A 17,781-nucleotide genomic window follows, 5' to 3' on the forward strand; every position below is an offset into this window, starting at 1 on the left:
ACCGCCTCCGAAAAATGAACATCACCGGGCGGCGTGCCCGGCACGTCCGAATTGAACGTCACATAGTATATGTTCCACCCATGAGAAATATTTACAATTTAAGGTGGTTTTAAAATTGGCTTCTTATCACGTGGCACTCTCAAGTAGCCTAGTCGACGTCGAATCTTGAATTCAGCCGAGCCTTCCGTTGCTCACGTAGGTTCTGCCTACGCTCCGCTACTCAGTCTCTAGCTTCATCCAACCTTCTCGGTGCTAATAACCCAATCTAACGGTGAAAACGGACCCTGCCCCAAAGAGGCGGTATCCGTTTTCGCTCGAACACTATAGTTATTTTATTACAAATAAGGCATTGGGTCTACCGGGTTGCCGTTGATCCGGACTTCGAAGTGGCAGTGAGGACCGGTGGAGTTGCCTGTGCTTCCAACTTCGGCAATTTTCTCGCCTTTCTTCACTTTCTGGCCTTTCTCCACTTTGATGCCGCCGTTGCGGATATGACCGTAAAGCGTCCAGACGTTATCTCCGTGGTCGATGATGACCGTGTTGCCGTAACCGCTCCACCATTCTGCGACGATAACAACGCCGTCCTCGGCGGCATGGATGTCCGTGCCTTGCGGAGCAGCTAAATCGATGCCGGTATGGGTCTTCTTCACGCCGGTAATCGGATGGATACGCGTACCGTAACCGGAAGAGAGGCGGGCGCCATCCACCGGCAATCCAAACGAGCCGCCGTTGCCCTTAAATCCGCCGGACCCGGACGAACTCTTATTGTATTTGTATACTTGGGCAGCCTTCAGCTTGTTCTTCTCTTGTTCCAGCGCCGACCGCTTCTTGGCCAGCTCAACCAAGAGCGCTTCTTGCTCCGCGCTGATATCTTCGGATTCCTCAATCTCTGCGTTGTATTTCGCGATCAGCTGCTGCTTCTCGTTCTCTTTCGCTTCGAGATCACTCTTCCGCGACTCGGCATCCGCATAAAGCTGCTTCACTTTGGCATAATCCTGCTCCAGTTGCTGCTTCTGTTGCTCAATCAGTTCCTTATCCCGTTTATGCTCGTCCAACAGGATATGGTCTTGATTGGCAATCGCTTGGAGGGAGTCCGCGCGCTCAAGAAAATCGGTGAAGCTGGTAGAGGACAGCAGCACATCTAAATAGGAAACGACGCCATCCGTATACATCAACCGAACGCGAGTGTCGAGCAGGTGGGATCGCTCTTCAATTCGTGCTTGGGTCTCGTCCAATTTTTGCGCGGTTTCACGCAGATCCTCTTCCGTTTCCTCAATTTCGAGGGAGATTTTCGTTAACTCGTTGCTGACAACCTCAATCTGACTCATTAATTGCTTCAGATAGTTGGTGTTTTTATTGACGTAATGCTGCGCTTCCTGCTTCTGACTCTCGGCTTTCTCCTGCTGCGCTTTGGCTTGCTTAGCCTGCTCCTGAAGCTGCTTCAGCTCTTTGTCGATCTGGCTGATGGTTTTAGTCTTGGCGAAGCCTTCAGTAGGTTGGAAAATCAAAGCGGCTAATGCGACAACGGTGAGTGTGGTTATCCATTTCTTCAACTTCGTTTCCCCATCCTTCTTGTATAAGGTAGTTAAAAGTTCGACTTTTGTAGATCTAAGAATGAATAACTATGTAACCTCAGCTTCCTTATATCGCAAGAATAAACTTCCGCTAAACGCGGTCTTGCTACTTAGAGATTACGTCGATTAAGGTTTCTCTTATCGTGATGTAATTCTCCGAAGCATCTCGACGTCGCGCTACACCTTCAAGAACTTCCGAATCGACATCGTACTTCCCCAAATGCCAATCAAAAGTCCTAAGCCAACCAGCAATCCGCCTAGTTCCAGACCGATATCTTGCAGCGGCACCAGTTGAATAGCCAGCGTCACGTCGGATTTGACCGAGGTCACCAGCTCGTTATAACTAAAGAACAGCACGCCTACGGTGATCAAAGAACCGATCAAACCTATGAGTGCGCCTTCTACGAAGAACGGCCAGCGTATAAAGGTATTCGTCGCGCCCACCAGCTTCATGATGCCAATCTCCCGGCGACGGGCTAAGATCGTAACCCGGATCGTATTGGAGATGAGGAACATCGCCATCAGGGCAAGACCCGCTACAAAGGCAAATCCGATATTGCGGATCGCCCGGGTGATTTTGAATAACTTTTCCACCGTACCTTGTCCGTAGTTAACCTTATAGATTGGCTTCTCTTCGTATTTATCGTTCAGGGCATTAATCTTGCTGGCTACGTAAGGCACCGTAGTAGGTTCAATGACCTGAACCTCAAACGTATCAGGAATCGGGTTCGTCGTCTCGTCGTACCCTTCCAGCAGATCCTTGCCTTCCTCGCCGAGCTTCTCCCGGAAATCCTTGAGGCCTTCGGCTTTAGGAATCAGTTTCACTTTGCTGACTTCTTCCATGGAGCCGATATCGTTATAGATCTGGTCGCGTACGGCTTCGGTCACATCTGAGTTGAGGTATGCTTTGATCTGTACCTGGCTGTCCGCCTCATCGGCAAACGCATTGACGTTCAGCACTAGCAAGGTGAACACGCCTAAGATCAGCAACGATACGATGATCGAGGTGATGGACGCCACCGACATCCAACCGTTGCGGAACACGCTCTTTGCGCCTTCCCGCAAATGCCGCAAGAAGGTGCTAATAGTCATAACCATATTCCCCTCTCAGCTGGTCTCGCACGATATTGCCGTGTTCAATCGCGATAACGCGCTTGCGCATCGTATTGACAATCTCTTTGTTGTGGGTAGCCATAACGATTGTGGTGCCGCGGAAGTTGATTTCGTCCAGCAGTTGCATGATCCCCCAGGAGGTCTCAGGATCGAGGTTCCCTGTAGGCTCGTCCGCAATAATGACAGATGGATTATTGACGATCGCCCGAGCGATCGCCACCCGCTGTTGCTCACCGCCGGATAGTTGGGATGGATCGCGGTTTGCTTTATTTTTCAGCCCGACCAGGTCGAGCACTTCCATCACGCGTTTCTTAATAATCTTCTTCGGGGCTTCGATAACCTCCAAAGCAAAAGCCACATTCTCGTAAGCCGTCAGCTTCGGAAGCAGACGAAAGTCCTGGAAAATCACCCCGATATTTCGGCGTACATAGGGAATTTTGCGAGGTTTTAGCTTGCCAATGTTAAAGCCATTCACAGAAATCTGCCCCTTGGTAGGCACTTCTTCCCGGTAAATCAGCTTCATAAAAGTCGATTTCCCTGCGCCGGAGGGACCAACCAGATACACGAATTCATTACGGTCGATCTTGACCGAAACGCCTTTAAGGGCGTGGGTACCGTTCGGATATGTCTTCCAGACATCCTGCATTTCTATCACTTGATCACGTCCTAAATCTATGATTCCGTTTCTATAGGTGGCCCTATCTTACATTCGACATGTTCCAGCCAAATCCTTTAAAAGTTGAGGAAATTCCTTGAAGTCCGATATTTATTGTAACAAAGATGTTACCACTTGAGTACCCGAAAGTTTCCAGCTGTTTGATCATACATATAGTTGTACAAGGTTCTTTTCTATGAATCTCAAGGGCTGCGGCCTAAAGGAGACGGCGATGAAAAAGAAACATTTGGCAGCTATATTTCTCTGCATTGGGCTTCTCGGCGCTGCAAGTTGGGGAGCGCTCGCACTTTATGTCTCACAGGACACCTTGCCTGCGGGCACCGTTGTGGCCGGACTGGATCTGGGCCGGCGCCAGCGTGATGAAGCGCTGCGGCTCCTTGACCAGGAGATCGCCGCATTAAACCGGAAGCAAGCTGTGTTTGCGGTCGACGGCACTACCAAAGCCCTAACTTGGGAGGATGCCGGGATTACGTTTGACGCAGAAGCTTTTCATGATGAGGTACAGCGACTGGAAGAAGGCTCCTTATGGGAACGGGGAATGGCGAGAAGAAGTTTTCCTCGGCAGCAGACGCTCAGCATCACCTTCGATCCGAAGAAGCTGCAGACGATGTTTTCCCCGGAGTGGGAAAAGAATCGATTTGGCTCCCCAGTGAACGCCGTGCGAACGATTACGCCACAGGACCAAATTCGTTATTTGCCGGGTACGGCCGTGCAACGCATCGACTGGGAACGCTTATTGGAAATGGTGCCGAAGCAGCTTGGTGAAGAAGTACGTCGTTTGGAAAAAAATTCATGGCATGAACCAACCCCAAACGCATTATCGAAACAGCTTCCTACGTTGCAGTTTACCGTGCCGCTCAAAACTGTAGAGCCCGAAATCACCGTAGAACGGCTCCAAAAAGAAGGCATCCGCCGCAAAATCGTCCAGTTCTCCACAAGCCTGATGTCCAGCGGGACCGGGCGGGTGCATAACGTGGACGCGGCAGCCCGCAGCATCGACGGGATGGTATTGGCTCCAGACGAAGTTTTCGATTACAACGAAGTGATTGAGTATGCCGAGAAAACGTACGGCTTCCGGGAGGCGCCGGTTATTTTTGGCGGGCGGCTGACCCCTGGGGTTGGAGGCGGGATTTGCCAGGTGTCGAGCACGCTCTACAATGCGGCGGTTCGCGCCGGGCTGACCATCGTGGAGCGGCGCAACCACTCCCTTCCGGTCAAATACTTGCCCAAAGGTCAGGACGCCACGTTCGCCAAAGGCTACATCAATTTCCGCTTCCAAAACACCTCCGGCCACCATCTCCTCATCCGCGCCGAGGTGAAAAACGGTCAACTAACTGTTAAGCTTTTTGGCGATATGCCGGAGAACGTGAGTTACACGCTGGAGTCGCGTACAACCGAAGTCATTTCCCCGCCCAACAAGTATGTGATCAACCGCTCCTTGCCTGCGGGCAGCCAGCAAGTGCTCGTGCGCGGGAAGCAGGGATATGTCGTGGAGACGTACCGCATCAAAAAAGTAGACGGCAAGACGGTCGAACGCACTCTGCTCTCCAAAGACACGTACCCCGCGCAACCTAATGTCATCGCAGTGCGTGAAGTCAAGGCGGGGTCCACCGGGAGCAGCAATGGCGAAGATGCAGGCAGTGGCAATCGCGAGAACAATCGGAGCGGAAATGGCGGCAGCAAAGGTAGCGGCACGGGCGGTTCAGGAACCGGCGGTCAAGGCGGCTCGGGCAGCTCGGGTGGCAACTCCAGCGGCGGCAACTCCTCTGATAGCTTACCTAAGCAGATTTTGGAGGACGGCGTCACCGGGCCGAATTTTCGGTAAGAATCACGGGGAGGCGGCATCGCCCCTCCTCCCTCCCTTCTAACCCCGAGGATAACGGTAAAAATAGGCCTTATTTCGTCAATTTCACGCCGCTTCACTGAAATAAGGGAAAATTGTGGCGTTATTTTACGATATGAAACCTAAACCCGCCCTTATTGCGACGTTTCCTTAAGGATAAGGACATTTTTTACCGTTATTTCCCCGGAAATTGTCTGGGGGAGTCAAATAAGACCACAAAAGGGCGTTATTCCCTCTTGGTCTACAAAAGAAGACGCTCGGCGTCGAGCGAAAGTCGATAAGAACGGATCCGTACGCTGCCGCTGGCCGGCTGGATCCACCGCTTCTCCAACAACTGCCGCAGCCATTTGCGCGCAGTTTTATTTTCCACGCCCATCGTTTGGCAGATATCCGCCGGTGTTAACGGTCTTCCCGCACGAAGAAACTGACGAAGCAGCTCCCTCTCCTGGTAGTTGATCTGCCTCAAATTATCCGCCTCCCCCAACCACCGTCCCATAAACTGCTGCAGAGTTTGCTGACAGTAACGCGGGTTCTCGCAGACATCATCGTAAGTAAATCGCAGCACCTTCCAGCCATCTAGGATCAGGTCGTTTTGCCGGCGGCATTGGTCCGAGAAGCGATCCCGGCTGATCCCGCGCAGATGCGGGCCGTATCCGTCAATTTCAATCGCTAGTTTTAGTCCGGAACGAAGATAAGCAAAGTCAAGATAGCGGTACCCATCCTTAAAATCCGTTACCTCGTATTCGGGATGAAGCTGCCGAAAATGCCCGAAAGCCGGCCACCACACTTTTTCGACAAAAGCTTTTTCCGCGTGCCCATGCCCCTCCCTCAACCTTCGTTCTCTCTCCCCTTGCCGACGTTCCAAATGCTCGCTGATCCACTGCGCATGCATCTGCTGAAATCCCATCCAACACCAACCTCCTCAATTTATGAAAAAAATAAAACGCCTTTCATCGACAGACGAGACAAACGGCATCGTCCGACAACAAAAGGCGTGTGCTTCACGACTCTATATTTTTCGGTTACACATGATTTTACCACATGCTCGTCAGATTCTTCCATATCCCTCTGGAACAAGTCATCTAATCCACAATTTGCCACCCGATGTAAACTTGAAGTATACTGAACTGCATCTAAAACCTGCAACAACCGTTTCATCATAAATTTACTGCATAAAATAATTGACAGCTTCTCCAAACTAGGGTATCCAACTTTAAGCGAATCCATCGTTGTTGCTGAAATTGTTGTCGATGTCAGAAGGAGGCTTCCTTATAGATGAATAAAACGATCGCGGCCGCCTCTAACCCAGACTTAGATCAAACGCGCCGCACCTCAGTATGGCTACTGGTCACTGCCGTGCTTCTGACCGCCGCTGCCCTGCGGTCGCCCATCACCGGCGTAGGTGCCCTCATTGGCGAAATCGAGGCGGCCACGGGCTTGTCGCACGCGATGTCGGGCATGCTGACGACACTGCCGCTGATCGCCTTCGCGGTGTTTGCGCTGGCTGCGCCGGGCTTGTCCGCAAAGCTGGGGATCGAGCGGACGTTGTTCTTCAGCATGGTCCTGATGACCGGCGGCATCCTAGTCCGCTCCCTGCCGTCCGTTGCTGCGCTATTCGCCGGCACCGCGTTGATCGGCATCGCGATTGCGGTTTGTAACGTGCTGCTGCCCGGGCTGATCAAACGCGACTTCCCGCAGCAAGTCGGTCTGATGACTAGCCTGTTCACCACGTGCTTAACCTTCTGGGCGGCGATTTCCTCCGGGATCAGCGTGCCGTTGTCCCAAGGCCCGCTGGGGTGGCGCGGTGCGTTAACGATTTGGGTGGTGTTGACGGCGATTGCCAGCTTGGCCTGGCTGCCGCTCCTGCCCAAACGCACCGAAGCTGGCCAGAACCAGAACAATGCAGCCGTTGCGGGCCGTTCCGTCGCCCCGAAGGAGGGGGAAGCAATCAGCACTTCCTCACGCCCCCAGTCCGATCAGCTTGATCTAAGCCCTGCTTCTGCTCCACGGCTCCGCAATATTTGGCGTTCCAAGGTTGCCTGGCTGGTGACGATGTTTATGAGCTTCCAGTCGATCCTGTTTTACGTCAGCATTTCGTGGCTGCCGGACATCCTGCAGGAGCGCGGGATGAATGCCGAACAAGCCGGTTGGATGTTATCGCTGATGCAATTAGTCAGTATGGCCGGCTCCTTCTTAATGCCGCTGTTCGCCGCGCGATCGGACAACCAGAAGTGGCTGACCGCCGCCTCCGCTGCGTTATGCGTGATAGGCTTTGGCGGCATCTGGGCCGGATCGGTCTCGTTAGCTCCACTCTTCATCCTTCTGCTTGGGGTTGGTTCCGGCTCCACCTTTGGTCTGGCGATCGTGTTCTTCTCGCTGCGCTCGCGCACAACGGAACAGGCCAGTGCTCTATCTGGCATGGCTCAATCGATTGGTTATATCTTGGCTGCTTTTGGGCCAACGCTGTTTGGCTATCTCCACGATCTTAGCGGCAACTGGGACACCCCGCTTGCTGTGATCACCGGTGTTTCGATCATAACCGCCCTCTTTGGCTATGCCGCCGGGCGCAAGGGATATGTTGATGCACGCTAAAGGAGATGCAAGCCCCCAAGCCACAACTCAAAAAAGCTGTCCCCGAGGCCCGCAAATAGGCCCCAAAGGGACAGCTTTTCTCACTACTGCCAACCTCAGCTCGTTGGCTGACCTTCCAGATGCGGCTGCGGCTGTGGCTGCATCGCCGGCTTGTGCTTGAAGATCGGGACTAGGATCATCGCGCCCAGCAGCATGATGGTGCCGGATACCGCGTAAATGCCAACAAGCGGGAAGAACGTCTTCAACACGCCGGACACCGACATCATGATGACCATCATGCCCATAAACATCGGGCTAAGTACGCCATTGACGCGGCCGACATAGGATTGCTCCGTCCATTGCAGGATCATCGTGTTGATTCCGATCTGGATGCAAGGGAATGTCAATCCGTTCAGGAACTGCAATGCCAACGTCAACGGAACGCTGGTCGACAGCCCCATGCCCGCGATACAGACAGCGCTGACCGCCATCCCGAAGGCTAACAGCATTTGAGGCGGGATTTTTTTGGCTAAGCCCATAATTACACCGCCGCCAATCAACATCGCTACCCCGTTCACCGCCAGCAAAAATTGCAGGAATTCCTTAGGTTGCCCCAAACGTTCGGTGACGACAAACAGCCCCAGCGTCTGAATAATCCCAACCGAGAAGCCAGCGATGGCAAACGTGGCGCCCAATACCTTCAGTACCGGACTACGCCATACATAGCGGAAGCCGTCCGCCAGTTCCTTGCGAATATCAGAGGTTTTCTCCTGTTTCTCCTCTGGCTCCGCATCCGCCGGCAGCCGGAACAGCACCAAAGCGGAGAGCAGGAAAGCCACGCCCATCACGCCAATCGAGATGTAAATCCCAAATTGATGATAGGAGTAAATCCCCAGCGACGGCCCAATCACCATGAAAATAGCGACCAACGACTGGAACAACGCCATCCCTTGCTGCACTTTATCCGGATGGACATGCTGCTTAAACAGTTTCATAACTGACGGCTGCGAGAACTGCGACAAAATGGCCGAGATAAAGGTGGCAAAATAAACCGCTTCCCACGAACCGTACAGCAACGTCAGCAGCACGGCGAAGACCGACACCGCGGACAGGAAGTCGCACCAGATCATCGTCCGCTTCGGCTTCCAGCGATCCGCAAATGCCCCTCCGATGAATGAGAACACGAAGATCGGCGCAAACTCCACGACGGAAATGAGCGAAATCGCCAGCGGATCGTTATTGGTCTGGTCGGTGACAAACATCAGAATCGCAAAGTTACGGACCCAGATCCCAATCTGCAAGAACAGGTTAGAGATCAGGATCGTCTGGTAGAACCTGTTCCGGAACAAGCTCCCGGAAGGCAAAGCCTGTGACTCATTACTTTTCACGTAAACACCTCATTATTGCTCAGGATAAACTATAGATTATCCATATGAACTGTAGGGATGTCAATTGTTTCTTTGATTCCCTTGAATCTGGATATATCTCACTCCGAAACCACCGGCTTCTTTTCAGTACGACTCGCCGCATTAGGCCCAAACCCGCTCATTTTGGCATGGCCCATAAAACATACCGTGATCAAAGCCAGTACAGCTGGCACCAGCGTCCACCAAAACATCGTGGTAATCGACTTCGACAGATCCGTTACAATCTGCTCCAGGACCGGTGCCGGAATGGCTTTACGTGCTTCCGAAGCCAGGAGCGTCCGAGGATCATCCAGGGATGGAAGCCCTTCGGCTCCGCCGCCCATGCCGGATAACGATTCACTTAACCGATTGGCGAACAAGTTGCGTTGCACGATCCCAAAAATCGTAATCCCCACCGTCATCCCCAGCGAGCGAATGAACGACATCGTCGAGCTGGCAGCTCCCCGCTGCGAAGGTCCAAAATCTTGAATGGCCGACATTCCCAATACAGAGAAGGAGAAACCCACGCCAAAACCTGCGATGGCCATATAAATCGACAGCATCAACTTGGTCGTGTCCGGCGTAATTGTGGCCAGCAAAGCGATCCCCAAGATAAAAATAACCGCCGATAAGATCATCACATTACGAAAGCTGGTACGCTGCACGAGAAAGCCCCCAACTTGGGAAGCAACTACAGAGCTCAGCGTCATCGGCAACAGGATCAAGCCCGAGTTGGTCGCCGTACCGCCCGTGACCCCTTGCACGAACAACGGAATATACACCGAAGCTGCAATAAATGCGGCACCGTAAAACAACCCGGCGAGGTTGCTGCTCGCAAACAGCCGTTTGCGGAACATCGCGAAGGAGATGATCGGCTCCTCCGCCTTACGTTCTACCAGCAGAAAAATCGTAAACAGCACGGCAAACGCCGCAAACAGGCCAAGGATCTGTCCGGAATCCCAGGCGTACAACTGCCCGCCCAGTTCCAAGGCAAACATCAGGGCAACCACTGCACCAATCAAGGTTACTGCCCCCCACCAATCGATGCGTTGTTTGGAGTGAACGGCCGATTCCCGGTAAAAAGCCAAGATCAGGAACAAAGCGACGATCCCCAGCGGGATATTGATGTAGAAATTCCAGCGCCAGTTCAGATGGTCGGTAATAAATGCCCCAAGCAACGGGCCGGCCAGGCTGGAGATCCCGAAGACGGCGCCAAACAAACCGCCCATGGCACCGCGTTTCTCCACCGGGAACACATCAAACACGATGGCAAAAGCGATGGGCATCAATGCCCCGCCCCCAATCCCTTGGATCGCACGGTAGATGCTGAGTTGTACAATGGTGTCAGCCGTACCACAGAGAATAGACCCTAACAAGAACAATGCTATGCCAAAAACAAAGAAACGTTTCCGCCCATACATATCGGACAGCTTACCGAAGATCGGCATCGCCGCCATTTCCGCGACCATGTATGCGGAGGTCACCCATACGTATTTATCCAGTCCGCCGAGCTCGGACACGATCGTGGCCATTGCCGTAGACACGATCGTATTGTCCATGGCGGACATTAATATGCCGAGCAGCAGACCGGCAACCACGAAGCCGAGACGGCTGCTTTTTTGTGTGTTCATCTTATTCATTCCTCCAAACGTTCAAGTGCTCCCCCACCTCGCTGTGCGGGTCTTGATGATAATGCTTTGTATATTCCACGAGTCGGAGCCGACAGCCCGGACCAATATGGACATCCCCGCCGCGCACGACATCGGCTACGGTATTTTCCAGGCGAATGACATCCCCTTCAATCACCCTTGCCTGCAACGCCGGTGTGCCCCAAGGCTTAAACAGCGATACCCACTTCCAGGTCGGGTGCGGAGCGATGCGGATTTGCCCGCCGACGATTTCTCCCGCTTCGCTGCGGCCAAACATCCCAATCTCCACCCGCTCGGCATTGATCGTGCCTTGGGTTTGTACTGACCCCTTAAGTCGCAACCGTTCGGCCTGACAGTCACCATTCAACTCGCAGCTTCCAAACAGCCCGATCTCCTCTCCTGCGATGCCGCCATCAATGCGAAGCTCCCCATTCAGCTTGGCTCGGCCAGCTTGAAGCCCGCCGCGGACGTTAAGGGTGCCGGTGAGATGCAGCTCTTCTCCGCGCATCGGCCCGGTAACCTCAATCGTGCCAGTCGCCTTGACGATCTCGGCACGTAAGCCTCCGTCCACCTCCAGCGTTCCGGTACAATTCAAGCTGCGGCAATCCACATCTCCATTGATTTCGCCTTCGCCGACAATTTTCACTTTATTAAAAACCCCGCCGTTTGATGTCCCGTTGCCAACAATCTTCAAATCGGCGCTGCGGTCTTGCATAACTTGTTCAGCCATCCTCAATCCCTCCTGAATGATGAGTCGTTATTTCTGTTCCGCGCGCCCAACCGAAGCCTGCGGTGAAACCTCATAGTGTTCCTTATACTCCACGCGGCCAATTTCGCAGCCCGGTCCAATCACAACCGAGTTACCGCGCACCACTTCCGCCTTCGTCCCCTCCAGCCGAATGTCATCTCCTTCGATTAGATCGACCGTCAACCGCGAAGCCCACATGGGAGAGATGTAATCCAACAGACGTTTGCCTTTGTGCTGGCGAACCACAATTACTTCCCCGCCGATTTCCTTCGCATGGCAAGGACCCTCCAAATCCAGCTTCAGATTTCCCGCATTCAGCATCCCGCCAACCTGAAGCTGACCGTCCACCTCCGCGGTTTCAAATTCGGCATTCCCGTCCAGCTTCAAAGCGCCGTCCACCTTCGCCGTCTCACCAATCACAGAGCCTTTGGATTGGAGCATTCCCCGGACATGCAGCGAGGTGAATCGCACATCTTGGTGGACCTTCAACATTCCGTCCAGCTCGATTTTGCCGCCCTGCAGCAACCCCTCCGAGGAACCAGTGCCGTTGAAGCTCATTTGGCCTGCTTGGATCGTTCCTTTGATTTTCAGCGTTCCGTTGGCTTCCAAGGACTCGCAGGTAATGTCTCCGTTCAAAGTGGCAATGCCCTCCGTCTGGATTTCACGGTACGCGCCGCCGGACGCCTGACCTACACCGTTAATTTTCAAATCCTTAACGCTTCGTTCCGCCATTATCCTTCACTCCCGCTCACCAATAGTTTTAATTCCTCTGTGCAGCGTGCCAGCGATAACCGAACAATCGTCCGGACACTGCGGTCAACAAAAATGTCCCCATCCTCCGGCACCAGAATAAAGGCGGCCACCCCCATTTTACGGATGAGATGTACGCCGCATTCCTTCCCAGCCAAGCCTGGTAAATGGTCCTCAAGCGCCTGAACCAATAAACGCCCTTCCTCGAGGGAAATTTCCCCGCTTTGCAACAGCTTATCGAGCACGTAGACGATTAACATCTGATCGAAGCCAAAGTTCGGCTGCGCCTCTTTCTTCTCTGTAGTCTCCATATATAAGTTCAATGATGTCGATGTAACAATGTTTCGTTCCAGAAGTTCATCAGCGCTTAAACGGATATCCTTCGGACTCCCTGAGAAGACATCCGCCAGCGCATCCAGCGATAAATCGTCCTTCATGCCCAGAATGCGGTCAATGCGCTGCAGGATTTTTTCCCTTGGAAAATACGTTTCTTGCCCGGTAAAAGACGATTTACGGATAAACCACTGTTCCGGGATCAGGTTCTTGCGCTTCCAGCGATACAACTGTCCATACGAAATGCCTGTCAGATCCAGCAATTCCTTCTTGGAAATCAAATCCTCACTCATTGTCATGCTCCTTTCATTGCACAAACAGCGTAACATAACATTGTTACGTTGTAAAGCAGGCGTGAATGGAGATCGATCCAAGTCGTTGCTGCTATTCATCTTAATCGACCCTCGGATCTTCTCCATCCGTCTCGGGGCGGATTTATGCGCCCGGCTCAAGGTGGAAATCTCAAACGAAAAAAGCCCCTCGCCACGAACTGTGACTAGGGGCATGAACGGCATAGATTCTATTTTGACCTCTTATAGCTTAAACCGATCGATCTGCGCATGCATATCTGCGGCCATCCGAGCCAAGCCTTCTGAGGCGGAGGAGATCTCCTCCATGGACGCCAGCTGTTCCTGGGTTGCCGCCGTCACCTCTTGCAGGCCCTCCATGCTGCTGGCCGAGGTTGCCGCGATTTGTTCGACTGCGTGAGCAATTTGATCGGCACTCGCCGACATTTGCTGCGTGATGGCCGACACTTCATGAATTTGCTCCGATATCCGCTGCGTAGACCGCTCGATTGCTTGGAAGGCTGTTTGCGCTTCCTCGGTTACAGCTCTTCCCCGCTCGACATTCGTATTCACCTTATGATTCATAACTTCGTAGGCTTTGCTCGTAAGTTCGGTCATCTGCCCGATGGTCCGTTGAATCATTTCCGCTGTCGCTCCAGACTGCTCCGCCAGTTTTCGCACTTCGCCCGCTACCACCGCGAAGCCGCGACCTTCCTCGCCAGCCCGCGCCGCTTCGATCGCCGCATTAAGCGCCAACAGATTGGTTTGGTTGGCAATCTCCGTAATTGCACTGCTCATTCCGGCAACCTGTCCGCTGAGCTCATTCATCTGTTGCAGGATGTCCGCCGATTCCAGCGTCGACCGGCGAATCTCATCCATTTGCAAACCGACCAGATTCACCTTCCCGCTGCCCTCCCGGACATCCTCTACCGTTTGCAACGACGACTCAACGATGAGACCGGACGCGTCCGCGATTTTCCGGATGCCTTGGGACATTTCATCCATCGTCTTGGCGCTGTCTAATGAAGCGGCCGCTTGTTTCTCCGCATGATCCGAAGCGACCGAGGCTAGCTGGGCGACATGCTCCACTGCCTTGGCATTCTGCTCTGTTCCTGCAGTAAATTCTTCGCTTGAAGCTGCTAGTTGGCTGGCCGTTTCGGACATCTCCCGCACCATTCCCCGCAGGGAAGCCAACATGCCGTTGTAGTTCGCAGCCAACTCCCCAATCTCATCCTTGCGCTTCGTGATGACATCCTCGTTCAGGTAACCTTCACTCACCCGTTTAGCCGAGCGATTGAGCTGCTCGATCGGACGCGTGATGCTCAAGATCGTTAGGATGAGCAGGACGCCCGCAATGATCATGGAGACACCTAGAACCATAAGGGAGGTCCACATGATCGGCTTCGAGGCGTCGCGGAATTCCTGCACATCCAGAACCCCAACAATTTTAAATCCGGTGAGCGGGTTGGTCGTAAAAAACGCACTCTCTGCCTTCCCCGTTTCAGGATCGTTGTAATTTAAGTAACCTGATTCTGTCTCATGGATTTTCGCCAGATGTTCACCTGAAGCCTCTTCGCCAATCGTGTTGGTCGGATGTGAGACGTACTTGTTCGTACGGTCCAGGATATACACATAACCGTGTTCTTGTTATTACTATATTTCGACAAAAAACGACGAATTCTTTAGGGTTTTCTGAAATTTTCATGTAATTTCCATAAAATTCAAAATGTACAGAAGACGCCCTCTGCACGTGCTGTTGAGTTGGTTCTGGTTCTGCGAAAGTTGAGAAATTCAGAATTAATTGATAGATTTCCTGGTTTAGATTATCCAGGCCGCAAAGAGAGAGTTTGCAAAATATTGTCCAAGAAATACTGAGGGCAAATTTGTTGGCGAGTGCGCAGATGTCCTTATTCAAAAGATTGCTGAACTGGAAGAAGAATTATCTCCGCCTTGAAGAAGAATGGGACCCCAAATCCATGAGAAAAGTGAGAAGTACCTCAAGCTGTCGCTATGATCATCGAGGAATAATTGCCTAGATCGCAGGCTGGAACATCTCGATTTTGAATGAAGTCTATTTGAATAATACGTAAGGTGCTGAACGATCGGGGATGATCCAGACGAGTCCGGCGCGGACCTGGGAGGATGGCCACGGCCCCCGGTTCGGATGCTCGATATTCTGGAGGGAAAAACAGCTTTGGATCCGCTGGAACACACCGGCAGCTGTTGGCTGTATGATGGGTGCAAGAGAGTTTACGTCTGTCCGGCACTTCTTCTGTTGAATACAGTCAACTTTAGGTTTACAATAAATATACCTAAAGAATTGGCTACTTCTAAGTAATCAATTCGTTTCAGCATACATGAACAAAAAAGAGTCCTTTGTAATGCCCCCCCATTGTCAAGACACAATTTCGAAAAAAATAATTTATGTCCTCCTTCGATTGTAATGGGGCTCAGACGCGATTTAAGCGACCCGCGCATGGCCTTCTTCTGGCGTAGCACACCCCAACGCCTGATGTGGGCGTTCGGTGTGATAAAATCTTAGATAGGCCGTGATTGCTCTACGAAGCGCCCGTGGATTCTCGTATTCATTCAGGTAGATCAACTCGTATTTGAGCGAGCGAAAGAAGCGTTCCGTACGGCTGTTGTCCCGCGCTCGGTGATCTCAGGCTGACAGCGCTCCAGCGCCCGTTTCAGGCACGTCAGGACGAAGGCCTTCTCCAACGTACTGGAAAGCTCGTAATCGATGATTTTGCGGCTGTACCAGTCGATAATCACAAAGAGATACATAACCCCCTTGCCCATCCGCAGATACGTGATATCGACTCCCCACACCTGATTCGGGCGATCAATGTTGAGGCCGCGCAGCAGGAAGGGCCGTATGTACTGGGCATGGTACCGCTTGCTTAGATTCGGCCCCGGGTAGATCGCTTCGATCCCCATCACGCGCATCAGCCGTCGGACCCGTTTGCGGTTCACGTCCCATCCCTGTTCCTGCAGTTTGCTTGTCATCCGCCGATAACCGAAATAGGGATACTTCGTGTACAATTTGTCTATCTCATGCATCAACTGCACATTCTCCAGCGCTTCCTGCCGCGGCTCTCGCTGCCGGTACACGTTCGTACGGTGAATCCCCAAAAGCTCCGCCTGGCGCTTGATGATGATCTCCGGGTGATCCCTCTCTACCATAGCTTGCCGTTTTCTTGCGGATGTCTTAGAGGCCAGATTTTTTTGAGCCAGTTGACTTCCAGCGTCAGTTGGCCGACCAGCTTCTCCAATTGTTCCTGCTTCTCCTCATAGCTCCTTTTCATCGTATGATTGGGTAAAGATAGTTAATAAACCCGATTGAAAGCAGATTCCCGGCTACGTTTGCCTACATGGATTAGGAGTGTACATATGGTAGAACCGCCAAGTAACTAGCCATAAGTATGACCGTTATGTTGGAAGAGCTCCTTTCTCTCGGGCTTACTTGCCTCTAAAGGCTGGGGCCACTTCTAGTCGTCAATTCTAAAAATGGTAAGAAGTAGCCTAACTGAGTAGTAAGCTGCTTGTGACAGCTTTGCAATGATCGTTGACCATCGCATCAGCATCCGTACATTCTTCTTTCTCTTCTGCATCTTTGAACAATGAGATGTAGGAGCACAACCCATAACGCTCATAATATTCAAGCATGTTTTGCCCTTACTCCTGCTGTAAACACCAGCTTGTTTTTCTCCAAACTCCCCGGAAAATCACCAGTTCTATTGGTCGGTTTGCGCCATTTGGGCATTATGAAAGACTTCAAGTAACGAAAGTTTACATCGTACCAGGACTAGTGGTGCAATTTCATTGTTTATTCGATACAATTATACTTAATAAATGTTGATTTAGTAAATTATGTTTTTTATTTTACTCCTCATGTGGTTTCTAAGTTCATTGTCATTAAAAGGAGGCTTTTAGAATGTTCAAATACATTCATTGGTTAGGTCAAGCATTGATGGGATTTTCTATTTTGTTTCCTATTCTTAAATTGATGAGCATAGGTGAAGCGATAGTTACCTTTGTTGCCGGTCTTGTTATATTCATATTTGGTAAAATTATCAAAAAAAATACTAGATAAATGGTAGATTTTTATATATAATAAATGTAAATACTTTCATGAGTAGGAATATAATGAAAAAGATATTGTCACTATTTTTAGTACTGTCTCTTTTTGCAGGGATTTTTGGAGCATCCGGGGCTTCAGCAGCACCAGTAAAATCTGAATCCCCAGTAAAATCGGCAGCACCGATATCATCTATAACCATTCCAGCAGAACCATTAGACCCAGTGGATCAAATGATTCGAGCTTTAATTCCTAAAGATGTAGCAATTCCAGCGGATTTATTTGATGTACCGATTCAAAATGATTCGATTGGTACCTTTGCAAATGACGACGTACCCCTTAAGGGAGGCTATTCATATGCTCATTATTATGCTGCTGGTGGGCGAGTTGATGTTGAAGTACATCAGCTTTATTTAAACCCTACAGATGCTAGAACTTATGCAAGAAATAGCGAAACATCAATTTGGGATGGTGTTGCATGGTTTGCAGCCTCTTTTATTCCAGGTGCTGGTCCTTACCTCGCCACATTAGGATTATTACAAACGATAAGTGATTCCTTGTTTGTAAGTAGTATTAGACAATATGCGGATTATGATCAGAGTGTTGTAATTAATATAGCCAAAGATAATTGGTACGGTACTACCTCTAGAAGTGCGACTTACTGGAATGGCATGAGAAGTTCTGTGAAAGCAGACAGCTCACTTAACCCTGCGTAATTAATCGATTCTTATGTGTCTTATAAATACAACT

Annotated in this window: 18 protein-coding genes; 4 read left to right on the forward strand and 14 right to left on the reverse strand. The window is 51.4% G+C overall.

The annotated features are described in order from the left end of the window. Nucleotides 1–335: 335 nt before the first annotated feature. From C812_RS18090 to ftsE, 3 genes are all read right to left on the reverse strand, one after another. A complete protein-coding gene (locus C812_RS18090) occupies nucleotides 336–1,553 on the reverse strand; it encodes a murein hydrolase activator EnvC family protein (RefSeq protein ID WP_009225389.1) in 1,218 nt (405 codons plus the stop codon). 198 nt (nucleotides 1,554–1,751) lie between these two features. Next, the gene (ftsX, locus tag C812_RS18095) at nucleotides 1,752–2,666 is read right to left on the reverse strand and encodes a permease-like cell division protein FtsX (RefSeq protein WP_036625958.1); all 915 of its coding nucleotides are present in this window, start codon (nucleotides 2,664–2,666) and stop codon (nucleotides 1,752–1,754) included. After that, nucleotides 2,656–3,342, reverse strand: coding sequence for a cell division ATP-binding protein FtsE (ftsE, locus tag C812_RS18100; protein ID WP_009225387.1), 687 nt, complete (start codon nucleotides 3,340–3,342; stop codon nucleotides 2,656–2,658). Before ftsE ends, ftsX begins: the two co-directional genes overlap by 11 nt. A gap of 232 nt (nucleotides 3,343–3,574) precedes the next feature. Here ftsE and C812_RS18105 point away from each other — a divergent pair, with 232 nt between their 5' ends. Further along, nucleotides 3,575–5,188 (forward strand): VanW family protein, encoded by a 1,614-nt coding sequence (locus tag C812_RS18105; RefSeq protein WP_244268360.1) that lies wholly within the window; start codon nucleotides 3,575–3,577, stop codon nucleotides 5,186–5,188. A 259-nt stretch (nucleotides 5,189–5,447) separates the two neighbouring features. Here the strand turns inward: C812_RS18105 and C812_RS18110 are convergent, their stop codons facing one another. Both C812_RS18110 and C812_RS22710 read right to left on the reverse strand, forming a co-directional pair. After that, nucleotides 5,448–6,113, reverse strand: a complete 666-nt coding sequence (locus tag C812_RS18110) for a PDDEXK family nuclease (protein ID WP_016314100.1) — start codon at nucleotides 6,111–6,113, stop codon at nucleotides 5,448–5,450. Nucleotides 6,114–6,133: 20 nt separating this feature from the next. Beyond that, nucleotides 6,134–6,364, reverse strand: a complete 231-nt coding sequence (locus tag C812_RS22710) for a hypothetical protein (RefSeq protein WP_208855770.1) — start codon at nucleotides 6,362–6,364, stop codon at nucleotides 6,134–6,136. Between the two features lie 117 nt (nucleotides 6,365–6,481). On the opposite strand from C812_RS22710, the gene C812_RS18115 reads away from it, so the two are divergent. Further along, the gene (locus tag C812_RS18115; protein WP_016314101.1) at nucleotides 6,482–7,798 is read left to right on the forward strand and encodes a CynX/NimT family MFS transporter; all 1,317 of its coding nucleotides are present in this window, start codon (nucleotides 6,482–6,484) and stop codon (nucleotides 7,796–7,798) included. A gap of 95 nt (nucleotides 7,799–7,893) precedes the next feature. Here C812_RS18115 and C812_RS18120 read toward each other — a convergent pair whose 3' ends face one another. The 9 genes from C812_RS18120 to C812_RS23005 all read right to left on the reverse strand — a co-directional run bounded on the left by C812_RS18120 (nucleotide 7,894) and on the right by C812_RS23005 (nucleotide 16,258). Further along, nucleotides 7,894–9,165, reverse strand: coding sequence for an MFS transporter (locus tag C812_RS18120; protein WP_016314102.1), 1,272 nt, complete (start codon nucleotides 9,163–9,165; stop codon nucleotides 7,894–7,896). Between the two features lie 98 nt (nucleotides 9,166–9,263). Then, on the reverse strand, nucleotides 9,264–10,814 hold the full coding sequence (locus tag C812_RS18125; protein ID WP_016314103.1) for an MDR family MFS transporter: 1,551 nt from the start codon (nucleotides 10,812–10,814) through the stop codon (nucleotides 9,264–9,266). A gap of 1 nt (nucleotide 10,815) precedes the next feature. After that, nucleotides 10,816–11,562 carry a bactofilin family protein gene (locus C812_RS18130; RefSeq protein WP_016314104.1) on the reverse strand — a complete coding sequence of 249 codons (747 nt, stop codon included), beginning with the start codon at nucleotides 11,560–11,562 and terminating at the stop codon, nucleotides 10,816–10,818. A 27-nt stretch (nucleotides 11,563–11,589) separates the two neighbouring features. After that, nucleotides 11,590–12,312, reverse strand: a complete 723-nt coding sequence (locus C812_RS18135) for a hypothetical protein (RefSeq protein WP_016314105.1) — start codon at nucleotides 12,310–12,312, stop codon at nucleotides 11,590–11,592. Beyond that, nucleotides 12,312–12,956, reverse strand: coding sequence for a YhbD family protein (locus C812_RS18140; RefSeq protein WP_016314106.1), 645 nt, complete (start codon nucleotides 12,954–12,956; stop codon nucleotides 12,312–12,314). The genes C812_RS18135 and C812_RS18140 overlap by 1 nt, the downstream gene beginning before the upstream one ends. Nucleotides 12,957–13,196: 240 nt before the next feature. Continuing rightward, nucleotides 13,197–14,582 carry a methyl-accepting chemotaxis protein gene (locus tag C812_RS18145; RefSeq protein ID WP_016314107.1) on the reverse strand — a complete coding sequence of 462 codons (1,386 nt, stop codon included), beginning with the start codon at nucleotides 14,580–14,582 and terminating at the stop codon, nucleotides 13,197–13,199. 829 nt (nucleotides 14,583–15,411) lie between these two features. After that, the gene (locus C812_RS23095; RefSeq protein ID WP_084770861.1) at nucleotides 15,412–15,552 is read right to left on the reverse strand and encodes an integrase core domain-containing protein; all 141 of its coding nucleotides are present in this window, start codon (nucleotides 15,550–15,552) and stop codon (nucleotides 15,412–15,414) included. Further along, nucleotides 15,549–16,136 (reverse strand): IS3 family transposase, encoded by a 588-nt coding sequence (locus C812_RS18150; RefSeq protein ID WP_016314108.1) that lies wholly within the window; start codon nucleotides 16,134–16,136, stop codon nucleotides 15,549–15,551. The genes C812_RS23095 and C812_RS18150 overlap by 4 nt, the downstream gene beginning before the upstream one ends. Then, nucleotides 16,130–16,258 carry a hypothetical protein gene (locus C812_RS23005; RefSeq protein WP_341860325.1) on the reverse strand — a complete coding sequence of 43 codons (129 nt, stop codon included), beginning with the start codon at nucleotides 16,256–16,258 and terminating at the stop codon, nucleotides 16,130–16,132. The genes C812_RS18150 and C812_RS23005 overlap by 7 nt, the downstream gene beginning before the upstream one ends. Before the next feature lie 629 nt (nucleotides 16,259–16,887). Between C812_RS23005 and C812_RS22405 the strand changes: the two genes are divergently transcribed. After that, nucleotides 16,888–17,046, forward strand: coding sequence for a hypothetical protein (locus C812_RS22405; RefSeq protein ID WP_016314110.1), 159 nt, complete (start codon nucleotides 16,888–16,890; stop codon nucleotides 17,044–17,046). Between the two features lie 53 nt (nucleotides 17,047–17,099). Beyond that, nucleotides 17,100–17,747 carry a hypothetical protein gene (locus C812_RS22410; protein WP_016314111.1) on the forward strand — a complete coding sequence of 216 codons (648 nt, stop codon included), beginning with the start codon at nucleotides 17,100–17,102 and terminating at the stop codon, nucleotides 17,745–17,747. Nucleotides 17,748–17,781: the final 34 nt, after the last annotated feature.

It is taken from the genome of Paenibacillus barengoltzii G22 (genome assembly GCF_000403375.2).
Taxonomy (GTDB): domain Bacteria; phylum Bacillota; class Bacilli; order Paenibacillales; family Paenibacillaceae; genus Fontibacillus; species Fontibacillus barengoltzii.